Genomic DNA, 18,202 nt, shown 5'->3' with positions numbered 1-18,202 from the left:
AATGAGATGGACGTGAACGAATACTTAGGGTTGTTTTTAGATGAATCCCAAGAGCATATCCAATCAATTAACACGCAATTACTTAAGCTAGAACAATCGGGTGGAGCAGATGTTGTACAGGAGATCTTCCGGTCTGCGCATACGCTAAAAGGGATGTCCTCGACGATGGGCTACGAACGAGTCGCCAACTTGACACACGAGATGGAGAGCGCTCTTGACCTCGTCCGCGGTGGTAAAAAAGAAAGCAATCAACTTTTGTTAGATACGATGTTCATCGCCATGGAGCAGATGGAAGATATGATTGCGAACATCGAAAATGGTGGGCAAGGTGCGAACGTGGACGTCACCGAAACGGTCGCTGCATTTCAGGCATTCATCGGCGGGAAAGAAGTCGAAGTCGAAAAAACGTCAGATACGAGCACGTTTGAAATCGATTTATATACAAATTCGGTCATCGAGCAAGCAAAACAGACAGGGTTTGAAGCGTTTCAAATCACGGTCAAACTATCTGATGCCGTCGTCTTGAAAGCAGCTCGGGCGTATATGGTGTTTGATCGCCTTCAAGAACTAGGTGAAGTTGTGCGAACTCATCCTGAAACTGAAGAGATTGAACAGGAACAGTTCGATCTATCGTTTGATGTCTTATTCCTGTCTCAAGAGACGGCAGAAGTGATCGAACATGCCATCGCTCAAGTATCAGAAGTAGAGCGTGTAGAGGTCACTTCGTTCACAGGAACAACAGACAGTGAACCGGAAGTCGCTGTGACAGCTGAGCCGATCACACAAGAGCCTGTTCAGCCTGTGATAGCAAAAGAAGAGCAAAAAGAGACGAAAGATGGGAAAGAGCAAGCGGCGGCACAAGCTCAAGCGAAAACGATTCGCGTCAATCTAGAACGAATCGACCGCCTGATGAACTTATTCGAAGAATTCATCATCGATCGCGGACGATTAGAGAGATTGGCTGATGAAGTCGGTCAGCCAGAACTGAATGAAACGGTTGAAAAAATCAAGCGTGGGACAAACGAGCTACAATCACTCGTCTTGACTCTACGTATGATGCCAATCGAACAAGTGTTCAATCGTTTTCCACGTATGGTCCGCTCGGTCGCGAAGGAAATCCATAAAAAAGTCCAATTGGACATCTCTGGTGCGGAGACAGAGCTTGATCGTACAGTCATCGATGAGATTGGCGATCCGCTCGTCCATTTGATTCGCAATGCGATCGACCACGGCATCGAACGTCCAGAAGTACGTCTTCAAGCCGGGAAACCGGAACAAGGCATGCTTTCACTTCGTGCCTATCACGGCGGAAACCGAGTCTTTATCGAGATCGAAGACGACGGCGCGGGCATCAACGTAGACAAAGTTCGTGCGAAAGCGTTAGAGCGCGGAGTCATCTCAGATGAAGAAGCGGGTGCGATGTCTGATAACGAGTTGGCGATGCTCATTTTCGCCCCTGGTTTCTCAACAGCAGACGTGGTAACTGACCTATCAGGACGCGGAGTCGGACTAGATGTCGTCAAAAACAAAATCGAGTCACTTGGCGGTGTCGTGTCGTTGGAGACCGTGACCGGGCACGGTACAAAATTCCAAGTCAGTTTGCCGCTTACGCTCTCGATCATCTCGGCGATGCTCGTACAAGTCGGCGAAGAGTCTTATGCCATCCCGTTGACATCGATTCTTGAGACGACTTTACTCGATGAAGCGGACATTTTGACAGCTCACCGTGAGCGGGTCTTCGACTTCCGTGGTCAATTAGTCCCACTCGTTTACTTGAAAGAAATGTTTGGCATTGAAACAGAGACGAAGTCGCAATTCCCTGTCGTCGTCGTTCGCAAAGGAAACAAACTCGTCGGTGTCGTCGTTAACGATTTGATCGGTCAACAAGAAATTGTCATGAAACCGCTCGGTACGTATCTTGAAGGGATTCCAGCTATCTCAGGTGCGACCATTCTCGGTGACGGTCGCGTCGCCCTTATCGTAGATAGTAACGATCTCTTTTAAGGAGGAATATAGATGGAACAGAAATGGGTAGTTTTTTCACTTGAAGAAAATACGTACGGGATCGATGTGCAATCAGTCCGGTCAATCGAGCGAATTCAGCCGATTACGCGGGTGCCGAACGCTCCTTCGCACGTCAAAGGGGTCATTAACCTTCGGGGTGTCGTCACTCCGGTGATCGACCTTCGCTTACGCCTTGGCTATGAAGAAATTGATCCGACTGATGAAACGCGCATTTTAATCGCCTCGTTGAATCAAGGTGATGCCGGATTTATCGTTGACCGCGCGAACGAGGTCGTCGAAAGCGATGAAGTACGCATCGAACCGATTCCAGAATCGAGCCGCGATATGCTCTCGGCGCATTTGACTGCCATTGCAAAAGGAGAAGATAAGCTCTTCTCATTACTCGATGCGAACGCGTTGTTCGAGGAACAGTATGCTGAGTGAGTTTGAACAAGACCTGTTAAAGGAACTGGGAAATATAGGGTCTGGACATGCGGCGACCGCCTTATCTGCGATGCTCTCGAAACCGGTGAATATTACCGTATCGTCAGCTGAGATGGAACCGATCACCTACTTGCCAGATCGAGTCGGTGGACCAGAGCGGCATGTCGCCTCGGTACTATTGGAATTAGACGGTGAGATTCGCGGGATGATCCTTATTTTATTCGCTGTCGAGGACGCCGAACAAATGGTTTCAACGCTGATCGGGATGCCGCACTCATTCGATTCTGGTGATGAGCTCGGACAGTCTGCTTGGGAAGAAGTCGGAAACATTATGAGCGGTGCATATGCCCGCGCGCTCGGTGATTGGTTACAGACCCCAATCATGATTCAAGTGCCGGCGACGGCAATCGATATGGCGGGGTCCATCGTCGAGTTCGTCGTCACCTCGGTCCAACCAGAGGAAGATGCGGCTCTCTATATCGATACGACGTTTATGATTGATCAAAAAGTAAGTGCAGGCCATGTGTTGTTCCTACCGACACATGGGTCACTTCAACGGATTCAAGAGCGGTTGCTAAATGGCTGACGTACTAAAAATCGGCATCGCTGAATGGAAGCAAACGACAGCACCGAATCGGTTGAGAACGGCCGGGCTCGGTTCGTGTGTGGGTGTCATTTTATATGACGCCCGCCTTCAGTTAGCTGCCATGGCGCATGTCATGTTACCGGACTCGACGATTGCTCGTAAGAATCAAACGATTGAAGTAGGAAAATATGCCGATACAGCGATCGATGCGCTCGTACATTCTTTGAATCGGGAAGGTGCGACACGACTTCAAGCTAAAATGGCAGGTGGTGCACAAATGTTTCAATTCAAATACGAGAACGAAGCGATGCGTATCGGTGAACGAAATGCCGAGGCCATCCGTCAAGCGTTAAAAGCTCATCGTATACCGCTCGTGGCAGAGGACTGCGGTGGTCATAACGGTCGAACGATTGAATTTGATGTCACCACGTCAGTTCTATCGATTCGTACGGTGAGTGTAGGTACGAAAGAACTATAAGGGGGGATCGACATGACGACTCATCTTACACAGTTGTGGGATCGCTGGAATACGGACCGTGATATGGATACAGCAAACGACTTACTAGCACATTACGAGTTTCTCATCCACTACCACGTGCAACGGATGATCGTGACGCTTCCAAAGAGCGTCGAACGCGACGAATTGAAAAGTTTGGGTTACATGGGATTGTACGATGCCCTTATGAAATATGATCCAGAACATAATAATAAATTTGATACGTATGCCGCATTTCGGATACGTGGTGCAATCATCGATGGATTACGAAAAATCGATTGGCTGCCTCGGTCGGTCCGAGAAAAAGTAAAGAAAATTGATCAGGTGGCTGAGCAGCTTGAGCAGTCGTTACATCGTGCGCCGACAAAGAGTGAGTTGGCACATGCTTGTGACCTACCGATCTCAGAAATCGAACGAACGATGGCTGAAGGCTATTTTGCAAACATGTTGTCGATTGATGAGGCCGTGACGCTACAAGAAGAAGGTAAAGTCATGTCTGTCACTTATTTCGACCCAGATTCAGAAAAGCCTGAAGATACGCTGTTACAACGAGAGTTGATTGATGTGCTCGCAGAGGAAATCGATCACTTGTCTGAAAAAGAGCGCCTCGTCGTATCTTTGTTTTATTTTGATGAATTGACATTGACCGAAATTGGTGAAGTTCTCGAGCTCTCGACCTCTCGGATTTCGCAAATTCATTCTAAAGCCTTGAAGACGTTGAAGCATGCGCTTGGACGGTCCTATCTGGAAGAAAAGACTTCGTAAGGAGATGAACAAGTGTATATTGTCTATGTAATTTCAGCTTGTTTGGTTGCTTACGGTTTTTTGTTCGGCTACCGACAAGTCCAAGAACTGCAAGAACGGGTCAATCGACTTGAACGAGAGAAGCAAGAGACGGAAACATTGCTTCTCTCATTCATGGAATCCATGAACGACCTCGCCGCGCAAAAACCAAGCGAACGTGCTGATGCGATTGTGGAAGAACAAGAGCCGTCGCCCCCAATCGAAGAGTCTATTGAACAAGTAGAAACATCTACAGGTGAAACAGTATCGGTTGACGTGGACGATGTCTTGTTACGGCATTCGCTCAAAGATGCGGCCCGAATCCTTGGAAAAGGGGAAGGAGAACTCGCACTTTACGCGAAACTTCGTAAAAAGTGAGAGTTGCCGGATTTTGCGACATATGCTATAGTAGTTCTCGGTGTTAAACACATCACACACGTCTCGGGATGATATTCCTCGGTGCCGTAAGGTCGGAATATAACAATGAACGAGGCGGAGGAATTTTTTAAACCACAAGGAGGAAATTTATCATGGCAGTAATTTCAATGAAGCAATTGCTTGAAGCTGGTGTACATTTCGGTCACCAAACACGCCGTTGGAACCCAAAAATGGCGAAATACATCTTCACAGAGCGTAACGGGATCTACATCATCGACCTTCAAAAAACGGTCAAAAAAGTAGACGAAGCTTACAACTTTGTTCGCGAACTCGCGGCAGAAGGCGGAAACGTCCTCTTCGTCGGTACGAAGAAACAAGCTCAAGACACAATCAAGGAAGAAGCAATCCGTTCAGGAATGTTCTTCATTAACGAGCGTTGGTTGGGTGGAACACTCACTAACTTCTCAACAATTAAAAAGCGTATCAACCGCTTGAAGCAACTCGAAAAAATGGAAGAAGACGGCACGTTCGAAGTACTTCCTAAGAAAGAAGTCATCATCTTGAAGAAAGAAATGACTCGTCTTGAGAAGTTCCTCGGCGGAATCAAGGACATGCCTGGTGTGCCTGACGCCCTCTTCATCGTTGACCCACGTAAAGAGCGTATCGCAATCGCGGAAGCTCACAAATTGAACATCCCAATCGTTGCGATTGTCGACACAAACTGTGACCCAGATGAAATCGACTACGTTATCCCAGCGAACGACGATGCAATTCGTGCTGTTAAATTGCTCACTTCGAAGATGGCAGATGCAATCATCGAAGCGAAGCAAGGTGAAGAAGAAGTTGCTGAAGAAGCTGTAGCGACAGAAGCTGAAGCTACAGAAGCTGAGTAATCAGTTGGACAATAGGTGATAAAGGGAAAGCCTTTTATCACCTTTTTTTAGGACATGTAATCAAAAAGCCCTGTGCTTTTTCTTAAAATTTGTTAGTTTTACAAGGAGGAATTTCCGATGGCAGTTACAGCAGCAATGGTAAAAGAACTTCGTGAAAAAACAGGAGCAGGAATGCTCGATTGCAAAAAAGCACTCGTTGAAACAGACGGTGACATGCAAGCGGCAATCGACTTCCTTCGTGAAAAAGGGATTGCAAAAGCAGCAGCAAAAGGTGATCGTATCGCCGCTGAAGGTTTGACAGCAGTAGCAGTTGAAGGCAACAAAGCTGTGCTCGTCGAAATCAACTCAGAAACGGACTTCGTTGCGAAAAACGAGAAGTTCCAAACACTCGTGAACAACGTAGCAAAAGCTGTTCTCGCATCAGGCGCAACAACGGCAGAAGCTGCACTTGCAGCTGACTACGAAGCAGGTAAAACGCTCGAAACGTACATTCAAGAAGAAGCATCTACAATCGGTGAGAAAATCTCACTCCGTCGTGTAGCTGTTCTTGAAAAAGCTGACGATGCAGTATTCGGTACGTACCTCCACATGGGTGGTCGCATCGGGTCAATCGTTGTAGTCGACGGAACGTCTGACGAGACAGTTGCGAAAGACGTGGCGATGCACGTCGCTGCAGCGCGTCCACTTTACGCGACTCGCGATGAAGTATCAGCTGAAGAAATCGATCGTGAGAAGAAAGTCTTGACTGAACAAGCACTTAACGAAGGCAAGCCTGCCAACATCGTTGAGAAAATGATTGCTGGTCGTATGAACAAGTACTTCGAGGAAATTTGCCTCGTTGACCAAACGTTCGTAAAAGACAGTGACTTCAAAGTTGGTAAATACGTAGAATCAAAAGGCGGAAGCATCAACTCGTTCGTACGCTTCGAAGTAGGAGAAGGTATGGAGAAACGTGAAGAGAACTTTGCTGAAGAAGTTATGAACCAAATCAAAAAATAATCTGCGTCATTACATGTGATGCAACTAAAATTGGGAACACGTCTTTATAACCTTGAGTTAGTTCGTTAAGGGAGCGTGTTCCCTTTTTTCAAGCAAGAGGAGGCAAAGTTATGGAACCGAAATATAAACGAATTGTGTTAAAATTGAGTGGAGAAGCGCTCGCTGGAGATCAAGGTTATGGAATCGATCCTAACATTGTAAACTCAATCTCGAGTCAGATTAAAGAGTTGATTGAGATGGGTGTAGAAGTCGCCGTTGTTGTAGGTGCCGGAAACATTTGGCGTGGAAAGACGGGCAGCGAACTCGGTATGGACCGGGCAAATGCAGACTATATGGGGATGCTCGCGACAGTATTGAACTCGCTCGCTCTTCAGGATAGCCTTGAAACGTACGATGTCCAAACGCGCGTCCAAACATCAATTGAAATGCGACAAGTTGCTGAACCATACATTCGTCGCCGTGCCATGCGTCATCTTGAAAAAGGTCGTGTCGTCATTTTTGCAGCGGGTACAGGAAACCCATATTTTTCAACAGACACGACAGCCGCGCTTCGTGCCGCTGAAATCGAGGCCGACGTCATCTTGATGGGTAAAAATAACGTGGACGGTGTCTATTCAGCCGATCCAAAATTGGATGAATCTGCTGTGAAATATGACACGTTGTCTTACATCGATGTTTTGAAAGATGGGCTTCAGGTCATGGACTCAACGGCAACGTCGCTCTGTATGGACAATCATATTCCATTGATTGTGTTCTCATTGCTTGAAGAAGGTAACATTAAACGTGTCGTTCTCGGCGAACATATCGGGACGGTAGTAGGAGGAGTCAATTCATGAGTGTCAAAGACGTATTGAAAACAGCTGAAGATAAAATGGAAAAAGCGCTCGCTTCACTAAAGCGTGATTTTGGAACGCTTCGCACTGGCCGTGCCAGCGCATCGATTTTGGATCCTGTCCAAGTTGATTATTACGGTGTTCCGACACCGCTCAATCAAGTGGCGAACATCAATACACCAGAAGCGCGCTTGCTTTTGATTCAACCATGGGATAAATCATTGGTCTCGGAAGTTGAAAAAGCCATTCAAAAGGCAGATCTCGGCTTATCTCCATCGTCTGACGGAACGGTCATCCGCTTGGCAATTCCTGCCTTGACGGAAGAGCGCCGTAAAGAATTGGTCAAAGTGACGAAAAAGTATGCAGAAGAAGCGAAAGTCGCTGTCCGCAACGTTCGTCGTGATGCAAACGAAAACTTGAAGAAACTCGAGAAAGACGGCGAGTTGACAGAAGACGATCTCCGCGGATATGCAGATGACGTTCAAACGTTGACGGATTCGTATATCAAGAAGATTGATGAATCTGCAGCAATTAAAGAAAAAGAAATCATGGAAGTGTAATCACGGAAGTGGTATACCAAAAAGCTGTGTGGGGACCCTTTTTCTGAGAGGGTCCTTCTTTCATACAATCAGGAGGATAACAGAATGTTTAAATGGGTGAATCCTAAAACGAAAATCGAGGCGGAGTTAAGTGTTCCTGAGCACGTGGCCATCATCATGGATGGCAATGGACGCTGGGCCAAAAAGCGTGGTCTCCCTCGCATTATGGGTCACCGGGAAGGGATGAAATCCATCCGTGAAACGGTTCGAACAGCGCAAGAACTCGGGATTCAATCACTGACGTTATACGCATTTTCTACCGAGAACTGGACGCGTCCGGAAGAGGAAGTCTCATTTTTAATGAAATTACCGAAGCAGTTTTTGGAGACCGATTTAAAAGAACTCCATGAACAAAATGTGCGAGTTCTCGTTGCCGGAGATACATCAAAACTGCCAGGCGAGACGCGCGAGGCCGTTGACGAAGCGAGAGAACGGACCGCTTCAAATACAGGCTTGACCCTTGTCTTCGCTCTCAACTACGGCGGGCGTGATGAGCTCGTGCAAGCGATGCGCAGTATTGCTGACGACGTACAGTCCGGATTGCTTCAAGCGGACGTCATCGATGACCGTTTGATTGGCGAACGACTCATGACCCATGTCCAAGATGTGGATCTCGTCATACGAACGAGTGGCGAACAGCGGCTCTCAAACTTTTTATTATGGCAAAGCGCGTATGCTGAACTTCATTTCACAGAAGTATTGTGGCCGGAATTTAAGCGTGAGCATTTTGTAGAGGCAATCGAATCTTACAACGCGCGCACGCGACGTTTTGGTGGGGTGTGACATGAAAACACGAATTATTACTGGACTTTGGGCGGGAGCGATTTTTATTACCGTGATCGCACTTGGAGGAAACGCATTCGTCTCATTGATGGGTATTCTCGCTCTCATCGGATTGAGCGAATTTACTTTGATGCGGAAACATAAGTTATTAGCGTTCCCTTTTTTAGTGACATCGTTATTAGTTGCCTTCCCATTTATTTTATTGTTACTCGAGACGCATGTTGTCGTCGATGATCTTCCGTTTACGATTGAGCAATGGCTCGTGTTAGGACTTGTCTTATTGCTCTTTTGGACGGTAGTCACGAAAAATCGATTCACGTATGAAGATGCGAGTTTCTATTTTGTCTCGGCTGTGTATCTCGTCGTCGGATTTTCAAGTTTCGCTTTAGTTCGACTGTCCGAAAACGGCTTGTCGAAAGTGTTGCTCGTCTTGTTCATGATTTGGGCGACAGACTCGGGTGCCTACTTCACGGGCAAAGCGTTCGGAAAAGCAAAACTATGGCCGTCAATCAGTCCGAACAAGACGATTGAAGGTGCAATCGGAGGGATTGTATCCGCGGTTGTACTCGGTGTCATCTTCATTTTGATTGACCCGATTTTGCCGATGCTAGAAGTCATCATTTTAGCCGTCGTTGTGGCTGTAGTCGGACAGCTCGGTGATTTGGTGCAATCTGCTTATAAACGTCAGTTCGGTGTGAAAGACTCAGGCCATCTCTTACCGGGGCATGGAGGCATATTGGACCGATTCGATAGTATGATTGCGGTCTTTACAGTCATTTGGGTGTTTAATCTGCTATAAAAAGGAGTGTCGAGATGAAGCGAATTAGCTTAATTGGGGGAACGGGTTCGATTGGCGTGCAAACATGCGACGTCATCGAACAACATCCTGATCTGTTTGAACTTGAGGCGTATGCATTTGGTACGAACGTCGATGTTGCTACGGAATGGATCAATCGTCTAAGACCAAAGTATGTATCGGCGACTAGTATCGAAGTACTCGAACAACTAAAACCTCGTCTTACATATGAACCATTGTACTTCATCGGTCCAGAAGGGTTGATCGAGTGTGCGACGGCAGAACGAGCGGACATCGTCGTGACGGCAGTCGTAGGCGCGGTCGGTCTCGAACCGACGCTCGCGGCAATTCAAGCAGGGAAAGACATCGCGCTTGCGAACAAAGAAACGCTCGTCACCGCAGGACATCTCGTCAAAGCAGCCGTGAAGGAAAACGGGGTCAAGTTATTGCCTGTCGACAGTGAACACTCCGCTATCTATCAATGTTTGAACGGGGAACGCAGAAAAGATGTGTCGAAGATTATTTTAACGGCGTCGGGCGGAAGTTTTCGCGACCGCTCACGGGATGAACTGGCTGATGTGACAGTTGAAGACGCACTCAATCACCCGAACTGGTCAATGGGAGCGAAAATTACAATTGATTCGGCGACGATGTTCAACAAGGGACTCGAAGTCATCGAGGCACACTGGCTGTTTGATATCGACTATAATGATATTGAGGTGATCTTGCATCGTGAATCGATCATTCATTCGATGGTTGAATTTAAAGATGCGGCCGTGATGGCTCAGCTCGGCAACCCGGACATGCGCGGACCGATCCTCTATGCGCTATCGGGACCGAAGCGGCTTGAAATTGAAGGGAATAAGCGGTTAAACTTGAAGGAAATCGGAAAGTTGCACTTTGAAGAGGCTGATTTCAAGCGCTATCCGGCACTTCGACTAGCGTTCGAAGCAGGAAGAGCCGGTGGTTCCATGCCGACCGTCTTGAATGCAGCCAACGAAGTCGCGGTGGACCTATTCTTGAACGGTCACATCACGTTCTTAGAGATTGAACGACTCGTGGAAGAAGCGATGGCTCGACATGAAGTCATTGCCGAACCGACGCTCGCACAAATTCTAGACGTCGACCGAGCAGTACGTCAGCAGATTCAGCAAGGAATTGAAGGTGGGGAATAAATCATGACGACTTTTATCGCCATCGTTTTGATGTTTGGGGTTCTCATTTCGGTACACGAATGGGGGCACCTCGTCATGGCGAAACGGGCAGGGATCCTCTGTCACGAGTTTGCAATTGGATTCGGTCCTAAAATTGTTTCATTTCGCAAGAATGAAACGCTTTATACGATTCGTCTGTTACCAATCGGTGGATATGTCAAAATGGCCGGTGAAGATTTTGAACCGATTGAAGTCCGGGCGGGACAGCATGTCGGTCTACGTTTAACCGAGCAGGGAACGGTCGATCGTGTCTATTTTCAACCAGACACGGCTAAAGACGTTCAAGTCGTCGGGACCGTCGATAAATTTGACGCGACGCATGAACTGAAAGTGCAACTCCTGATCGATGAGGAGGTTCGCGTCTATTCAATGGAGCGAGACACACTCCTTGTCGACCAAGGTATGGAAATTCAAATTGCACCTTACGATCGAACGTTTGGAGCCCAATCCGTTTGGAAACGTGTCTTGGCCATCGCAGCTGGTCCGGCGATGAACTTTGTCTTGGCATTCATTTTGCTCGTGATTGTCGGTCTCGTACAAGGGACTCCGACGAACGATGGACAAATCGGAACGGTACAGCCTGATTCGGCCGCCGATGAGGCAGGCTTGATGAGTGGGGATGAAATCGTATCGATCGAAGGCGAAACAATCACCGATTGGCTCGACTTACGTACAGCCTTAGCAGACCGGGCTGATACACCTACGGAAGTCACATATGTCCGGGAAGGTGAAGAGGCGACAGTCACACTCACACCACAAGCGGTTGAGCAAAATGGAGAGACAGTCGGCATTCTCGGCGTAACGAACGCACTTGAACGTTCACCCGGTAAGGCTGTGACGACCGGGGCAGAAACGACTTGGACGATGTCGACACTCATCTTCTCTGCGGTCGGTGATTTAGTGACGGGGCAAGTCGGTGTCGATCAGCTAGCAGGTCCGGTCGGGATTGTACGGATGACAGATGAGGTGGCGGCGAGCGGTTTGATTATGCTGTTGAACTGGACAGCGCTGCTTTCGGTCAACCTTGCTATCTTTAACTTACTCCCGCTCCCTGCCTTGGACGGTGGACGCTTGATTTTCCTCTTATTCGAAGCGGTAAGAGGACGTCCAATCGACCCGAAAAAAGAAGGGTTTGTGCACTTTATCGGGTTTGCACTTTTGATGATTTTAATGTTGATTGTCACTTGGAATGACATTCAATCATTTTTTAACTAAATTGATTGTAAAGAAGGGAAACGTTGAACTGTATGAAACAATCTAGACTGCTCATGCCTACCTTAAGAGAAGTACCAGCTGACGCGGAAGCGGTCAGTCATCAACTTCTCGTCCGTGGCGGCTTTGTCCGTCAAAATGCGGCTGGAATCTATTCTTATCTTCCACTCGGACATCGCGTGTTACACAATATCCAAACGATTATCCGTGAAGAAATGAATCGCGCTGGCGCACAAGAGTTATTGATGCCTGCCATCCAACCGGCTGAACTATGGGAAGAAACAGGACGCTGGGACATTTACGGACCTGAGTTGATGCGATTGACGGACCGTCATGACCGTAAATTTGCACTCGGTGCGACACATGAAGAGTTGATTACGTCAATCGTTCGTGATGAACTAAATTCTTATAAAAAACTTCCGGTCAATCTTTATCAGATTCAAACGAAGTATCGCGATGAGCGTCGTCCACGGTTTGGATTGCTTCGCGGGCGCGAGTTCTTGATGAAAGACGCATACTCATTCCATGCGACACAAGAAGATTTAGATGAAGAGTATTCAAACATGTATAACGCGTACTCACGTATTTTCGATCGTACGGGTCTTAAGTATCGTCCGGTCGTCGCAGACTCTGGGGCAATCGGCGGAAAAGACACGCACGAGTTCCAAGCGCTTGCGGATATCGGTGAAGATACAATCGTCTACACAGACGCATCGAACTATGCGGCAAACATCGAGATGGCGGAAACGCTCGATCGATACGAGATGCAGCAGGCAGAGATTCGCCCACTCGAGAAGGTGGATACGAAAGAAAATCGTACGATTGAGGATGTTGCGAAATTCTTAAATATCGATTCGAAGACGACAATCAAGTCCGTCCTGTTCAATGTCGATGGAGAAACGGTCATGGCGATCGTTCGTGGAGATCATGAAGCGAACGAAGTGAAGGTAAAGAACGCACTAGGTGGACTTGACATCCAACTTGAAGAAGAAGCGAAAATCGTTGAGTTGTTCAACTGTGAACCAGGCACACTCGGTCCAATCAACGCGCCGGTCAAAGTGATTGCTGATTATGCGGTCAAGTATTTGGTCGATGCCGTCTGCGGAGCGAACGAGGCGAACACCCATTACACGGGTGTGAATGCCGAGCGTGACCTCGCTGACATGACGTATCACGACTTACGTTTTGTCGTCGAAGGGGATTTGGCACCTGACGCGTCCGGTCCGGTTCGTTTTGCTCGTGGAATCGAGGTCGGGCAAGTGTTTAAACTTGGGACACGTTATTCAGAAGCGATGGGAGCGACATTCCTCAATGAGGGAGGTCGTGCCGAACCACTTATTATGGGTTGTTACGGCATCGGAGTGTCCCGTACACTCTCGGCCATCGTGGAACAGCACCACGACGATCGTGGAATCGTTTGGCCACGTAACGTGGCGCCGTTCGATCTTCATTTGATTGCAATCAATGCAAAAGATGAGGCGCAAGTCGAGTTGGCGAACCGCCTATACGATGATCTCGGCCAATCGTATGATGTGTTATTCGATGACCGAAAAGAACGCGCGGGTGTCAAGTTCGCGGATGCGGACTTGATCGGGCTTCCGATTCGTGTAAACGTCGGGAAGAAGGCCGGCGAAGGAATCGTCGAGGTGAAAGTACGGGCAACAGGTGAAGTGATTGAAACGTCAATCGATGAGTTGAACGACGTCATCGCTTCACAATTTAGCGAAGTTCATTAATGGATGAAGGTGACGGCGAAAGCGGTCACCTTCATTTGTCGAATTGGCATGAAGGGGGAAAGACGAACCCGTGGAAGCAAATCAAAAAATGCAATTGTTGTTAAGTGATCTTGGAATCACGACAGAGACCGACCTGTTTGACCAAGCCGAACTCTCTAAACTCGTCGTCAATAAAAAGCGACGGACGTGGACGTTTTATTTTTCATTTCCGACAGTCTTACCATACGAACTGCACCAACTGTTCATGAGTCGATTGGAAAACCGGTATGCGACGTTTGCTGACGAGGTGTATGCCCGGTTCTCTACGATAAATGGTGGGAACGAGCAAGATTATATTGATTACTGGCCAAGGATTGTGAGCGAGTTGAGTCAGGTGTCTGGTGCGATGCGCAGTTATTTTAGTTCAGTCGCACCACGTTTCGAGCAGAACAAGCTGCTGATTCCGGTGCGATCTGCACCTGAGGCGAACTACGTGGACAAAGAGCTCTGTCAAGAAGTACAGGCGCTTTACAGTGCCTACGGGTTCACGAAGAGACCGTGTCAAGCCGCGTTCTCTGAAGATACCGAGGCAAGTCAGGCCCTCCGTGAACAAGTCGTTCAAGAAGATATCGAACAAGCGAAGATGGCGCTCGCAGCGCAGTTCGCGAAAGCGACAGAATCGAATGACGAACCAATCACAGAAATCCGCATGGGAGCGCTCATCAAAGACGAAATCGTACCAATCAAGACGATTGTCGAAGAAGAAAGACGTGTCGCGATTCGTGGACTCGTCTTCTCCGCAGAGCGGAAGGAGTTGAAAAGTGGGAAGAAGTTATTCACTTTCAAAATGACCGACTATACGGATTCGCTGATCGTGAAAGTATTTGCGCGTGATGATGATGACGACCGGATGCTCAGTGCCGTCAAAAAAGGCATGTGGATTCAAACAGCCGGCCGGGTCGAAGATGACTCGTTCATGCGGGAACTGTGTATGATGGCCTCGCAACTTCAAGAAGTAAAAGTCGAACCCCCACGTGATGAGTGGGATGGGGAGAAGCGTGTCGAGCTACACGCTCACACACAGATGAGCCAGATGGACGCTGTCACGAATGTATCTGCGCTCGTCGCCCGTGCCGCAAAATGGGGACACCGTGCCATTGCCATCACCGACCATGCCGGCGCACAGTCATTCCCTGAAGCATACTATGCCGGGAAGAAGAACGATATTAAAGTGTTGTACGGAGTCGAGGCGAACGTCGTGAATGATGGAGTCCCGGTCGCATACCACCCAAGTGATGTGGCGTTAGACGATGCGACATACGTCGTCTTTGACGTCGAGACGACCGGACTTTCTGCCGTCTATAATAAAATCATCGAACTGGCCGGTGTCAAAATCAAGGACGGCGAGATCATCGACCGATTCGAAGCGTTTGCGGACCCAAAACATGCCTTATCGGCGACTACGATCGAATTGACGGGAATCACAGATGACATGGTTCAAGGGAAGCCGGACCCGGAAGTGGTTACGAAGCAGTTTGTCGATTGGTGTGGCGATAGCATCCTCGTCGCCCATAACGCTTCATTCGACATGGGCTTCCTCGAGGCGACACTCCGTAGTGGAGGGCATGAGCCGGACGACTATCCCGTCATCGATACACTCGAGCTAGCCCGTACACTGATGCCGACGCTTAAAAACCACCGACTGAATACGCTCGCGAAGCGATTCGACATCGAACTGACCCAGCATCACCGTGCGATTTATGATGCGGAGGCGACAGCGTATTTATTGATGAAGCTACTCGATCTCGCCAAACAGATGTTCGAGATGACGACACACCGGTCACTGAACGCGAAAGTCGGAAGTGACGTGTCAAAAATTCGACCATTCCATGCGACAATTTACGCCAAAAACAAAAAACCTGGACTTCGTCACCTTTATGAACTGATCTCGTTATCCCATATCGATTACTTGCATCGGATGGCGCGGATGCCTCGTTCAGAGTTTGTGAAGCGTCGTGAAGGACTGTTGATCGGTTCTGCGTGTGATAACGGTGAAATCTTTGATGCCGCCTTGAACAAATCGGATGATGAACTCGAGAAGATGATGTCGTTTTATGACTTTATTGAGATTCATCCTCCTGCGCTCTATCTTCACCTGATTGATAAAGAGATTGTCGCGAATGAGTTGGAACTACGGGAAATCATCAAGCGAATCATCCGGGTTGCCGAGAAGGCCGGATTGCCGGTATGTGCGACGGGGAATGTCCACTATTTAGATCGGTCCGACCGGTCTTATCGCGAAATATTGATTCGTACCCAAGGTGGGGCGAACTTCATCAATACGCGGAAAGAGTTGCCTCACGCCCATTTCCGGACGACGCAAGAGATGATGGAAGAGTTCAAATTTTTGGGTGAGGACTTAGCTCGTGAAATTGTCATCACCAATCCGAATGCAATCGCCGATCAAATCGAATCGATTCAAATCATCCCGGATGATTTATATACACCGAAAATTGAAGGGGCGGATGACGAGGTTCGGAATATGAGCTATGACATGGCCCGTTCCATATACGGGGACGAGTTGCCTGAAATCGTCGAGGCGCGTCTCGAGAAAGAGCTGAAGTCGATTATCGGTCACGGATTTGCCGTCATCTATTTGATTTCACATAAACTCGTTAAAAAATCACTCGATGACGGGTATTTGGTCGGGTCGCGTGGGTCGGTCGGTTCGAGTCTCGTCGCCACGATGACAGAAATCACCGAGGTCAATCCACTCCCACCACATTACGTCTGTCCGAAATGTCAGCATTCCCACTTCTTCGATGACGGGTCGGTCGGTTCAGGATACGATTTGCCGGACAAAGAATGTCCGGAGTGCGGCACGTGGTACAAAAAAGACGGTCATGACATCCCGTTCGAGACGTTCCTCGGGTTCAAAGGGGACAAAGTACCGGATATCGACTTGAACTTCTCTGGAGAATATCAACCGCATGCCCACGCCTATACAAAAGTACTGTTCGGAGAAGAGTATGTGTATCGTGCCGGGACAATCGGAACGATTGCCGACAAGACAGCATATGGTTATGTAAAAGGGTATGCGACCGAAAACGATAAGATTTACCGGAACGCCGAGGTCGATCGTCTCGTCTCCGGTGTCACCGGTGTGAAACGGACGACGGGTCAACACCCGGGGGGGATCATCGTCGTGCCGGACTATATGGACATCGCGGACATCTCTCCGATTCAATACCCGGCAGACGACAAAACGTCTGAGTGGAAGACGACCCACTTCGACTTCCACTCGATTCATGACAACTTGCTCAAGCTTGATATCCTCGGACACGATGACCCGACCGTCATCCGGATGTTACAGGACTTGTCTGGAATCGACCCGAAGACGATTCCGACAGATGACCCGACCGTCATGAAGATCTTCTCGTCACCTGAGGTACTCGGAGTGACACCGGAACAGATTGAGTCGAAGACCGGTACGCTCGGGATACCTGAATTTGGAACGAAGTTCGTCCGTCAGATGCTTGAAGAGACGAAGCCGTCTACGTTCTCGGAACTCGTTCAAATCTCTGGTCTATCCCACGGGACAGACGTCTGGCTCGGTAATGCGAATGAATTGATTTATAACGGGACGTGCGAACTGAAGGACGTGATCGGTTGTCGAGACGATATCATGGTGTATTTGATTTATGCGGGACTTGAACCGTCATTTGCCTTTAAGATCATGGAGTCCGTCCGTAAAGGGAAAGGGCTCACGGACGAGATGGAGTCCGAGATGCGAGAAAATGACGTGCCGGAATGGTATATCTCGTCTTGTAAGAAAATCAAATACATGTTCCCGAAAGCACACGCGACAGCATACGTCTTGATGGCGGTTCGAATCGCTTACTTTAAAGTGCATCATCCGATTCTCTATTACGCGACGTACTTCACCGTTCGGGCGGGAGACTTTGACTTGTCCGCGATGATCAAAGGACCTCAAGCGGTCCGTAAGGCGATGTCGGACATTCGCGAAAAAGGATTTGATGCGACTGCAAAAGATAAAGGACTGCACACGGTTCTTGAACTTGCACTTGAAATGCTCGAGCGGGGAATGAAGTTCCAAAAGATCGACCTATATCGGTCGAGTGCGACAGAGTTCTTAATCGAGGACAATACGCTGATCCCACCATTCAATGCGGTCGACGGACTTGGGACGAATGCGGCGAAAGCGATTGTTGAGGCGAGGGGAGAAGGACAGTTCCTCTCGAAAGAAGATTTGCGGAAACGCGCGAAACTGTCGAAAACGGTCATCGAGACACTCGATACGATGAAATGTCTCGAAGGTCTGCCTGATGAGAACCAGCTTTCATTCTTTGATTTTGGGGTGTAAGTTGCGATTTATCGGGAAAATATGATATATTGGTATCGAACAAAGTTGGATACTACGACGGAAAGGAGTAGGGAACCCTACTC

At 48.4% G+C, this 18,202-nt stretch carries 16 protein-coding genes; all 16 read left to right on the top strand.

Features of this window, described 5'->3' with window-relative positions:
* The first annotated feature begins 6 nt into the window (after window positions 1-6).
* The 16 genes from KNP00_RS01510 to KNP00_RS01435 all read left to right on the top strand — a co-directional run bounded on the left by KNP00_RS01510 (window position 7) and on the right by KNP00_RS01435 (window position 18,119).
* Window positions 7-2,004: a chemotaxis protein CheA gene (locus KNP00_RS01510; RefSeq protein WP_215141592.1), complete on the top strand. Its 1,998-nt coding sequence runs from the start codon at window positions 7-9 to the stop codon at window positions 2,002-2,004.
* A gap of 12 nt (window positions 2,005-2,016) precedes the next feature.
* Window positions 2,017-2,448, top strand: a complete 432-nt coding sequence (locus tag KNP00_RS01505) for a chemotaxis protein CheW (protein WP_215141590.1) — start codon at window positions 2,017-2,019, stop codon at window positions 2,446-2,448.
* On the top strand, window positions 2,438-3,034 hold the full coding sequence (locus KNP00_RS01500; protein WP_215141588.1) for a chemotaxis protein CheC: 597 nt from the start codon (window positions 2,438-2,440) through the stop codon (window positions 3,032-3,034). The genes KNP00_RS01505 and KNP00_RS01500 overlap by 11 nt, the downstream gene beginning before the upstream one ends.
* Complete coding sequence (locus KNP00_RS01495; RefSeq protein ID WP_215141586.1) at window positions 3,027-3,512, top strand: chemotaxis protein CheD; 486 nt, start codon at window positions 3,027-3,029, stop codon at window positions 3,510-3,512. Before KNP00_RS01500 ends, KNP00_RS01495 begins: the two co-directional genes overlap by 8 nt.
* A gap of 12 nt (window positions 3,513-3,524) precedes the next feature.
* Window positions 3,525-4,295, top strand: a complete 771-nt coding sequence (locus KNP00_RS01490) for a FliA/WhiG family RNA polymerase sigma factor (RefSeq protein WP_215141584.1) — start codon at window positions 3,525-3,527, stop codon at window positions 4,293-4,295.
* Window positions 4,296-4,307: 12 nt separating this feature from the next.
* Entirely contained in the window at window positions 4,308-4,691 is a 384-nt protein-coding gene (locus KNP00_RS01485; protein WP_215141582.1) for a hypothetical protein, read from the top strand.
* A 152-nt stretch (window positions 4,692-4,843) separates the two neighbouring features.
* Window positions 4,844-5,584 (top strand): 30S ribosomal protein S2, encoded by a 741-nt coding sequence (gene rpsB, locus KNP00_RS01480; RefSeq protein ID WP_015881415.1) that lies wholly within the window; start codon window positions 4,844-4,846, stop codon window positions 5,582-5,584.
* Between the two features lie 117 nt (window positions 5,585-5,701).
* Entirely contained in the window at window positions 5,702-6,583 is an 882-nt protein-coding gene (gene tsf, locus KNP00_RS01475) for a translation elongation factor Ts (RefSeq protein ID WP_215141580.1), read from the top strand.
* A gap of 110 nt (window positions 6,584-6,693) precedes the next feature.
* Window positions 6,694-7,419 (top strand): UMP kinase, encoded by a 726-nt coding sequence (gene pyrH / locus KNP00_RS01470; RefSeq protein WP_215141578.1) that lies wholly within the window; start codon window positions 6,694-6,696, stop codon window positions 7,417-7,419.
* Window positions 7,416-7,976 (top strand): ribosome recycling factor, encoded by a 561-nt coding sequence (frr, locus tag KNP00_RS01465; protein ID WP_215141576.1) that lies wholly within the window; start codon window positions 7,416-7,418, stop codon window positions 7,974-7,976. Before pyrH ends, frr begins: the two co-directional genes overlap by 4 nt.
* Before the next feature lie 84 nt (window positions 7,977-8,060).
* Window positions 8,061-8,798, top strand: a complete 738-nt coding sequence (locus KNP00_RS01460; RefSeq protein WP_215141574.1) for an isoprenyl transferase — start codon at window positions 8,061-8,063, stop codon at window positions 8,796-8,798.
* A 1-nt stretch (window position 8,799) separates the two neighbouring features.
* A complete protein-coding gene (locus KNP00_RS01455; protein WP_215141572.1) occupies window positions 8,800-9,597 on the top strand; it encodes a phosphatidate cytidylyltransferase in 798 nt (265 codons plus the stop codon).
* Window positions 9,598-9,611: 14 nt separating this feature from the next.
* A complete protein-coding gene (dxr, locus tag KNP00_RS01450; RefSeq protein WP_215141570.1) occupies window positions 9,612-10,769 on the top strand; it encodes a 1-deoxy-D-xylulose-5-phosphate reductoisomerase in 1,158 nt (385 codons plus the stop codon).
* A 3-nt stretch (window positions 10,770-10,772) separates the two neighbouring features.
* On the top strand, window positions 10,773-12,023 hold the full coding sequence (gene rseP, locus KNP00_RS01445; protein WP_215141568.1) for an RIP metalloprotease RseP: 1,251 nt from the start codon (window positions 10,773-10,775) through the stop codon (window positions 12,021-12,023).
* Between the two features lie 32 nt (window positions 12,024-12,055).
* On the top strand, window positions 12,056-13,756 hold the full coding sequence (locus tag KNP00_RS01440) for a proline--tRNA ligase (RefSeq protein WP_215141566.1): 1,701 nt from the start codon (window positions 12,056-12,058) through the stop codon (window positions 13,754-13,756).
* 70 nt (window positions 13,757-13,826) lie between these two features.
* Window positions 13,827-18,119: a PolC-type DNA polymerase III gene (locus KNP00_RS01435; protein ID WP_338082248.1), complete on the top strand. Its 4,293-nt coding sequence runs from the start codon at window positions 13,827-13,829 to the stop codon at window positions 18,117-18,119.
* Window positions 18,120-18,202 lie beyond the last annotated feature (83 nt).

Source organism: Exiguobacterium qingdaonense (genome assembly GCF_018617855.1).
Lineage (GTDB): Bacteria > Bacillota > Bacilli > Exiguobacteriales > Exiguobacteriaceae > Exiguobacterium > Exiguobacterium qingdaonense.
Note: the sequence above shows the minus strand (reverse complement) of the source record. Positions and strands in the feature narration are given on the sequence as shown.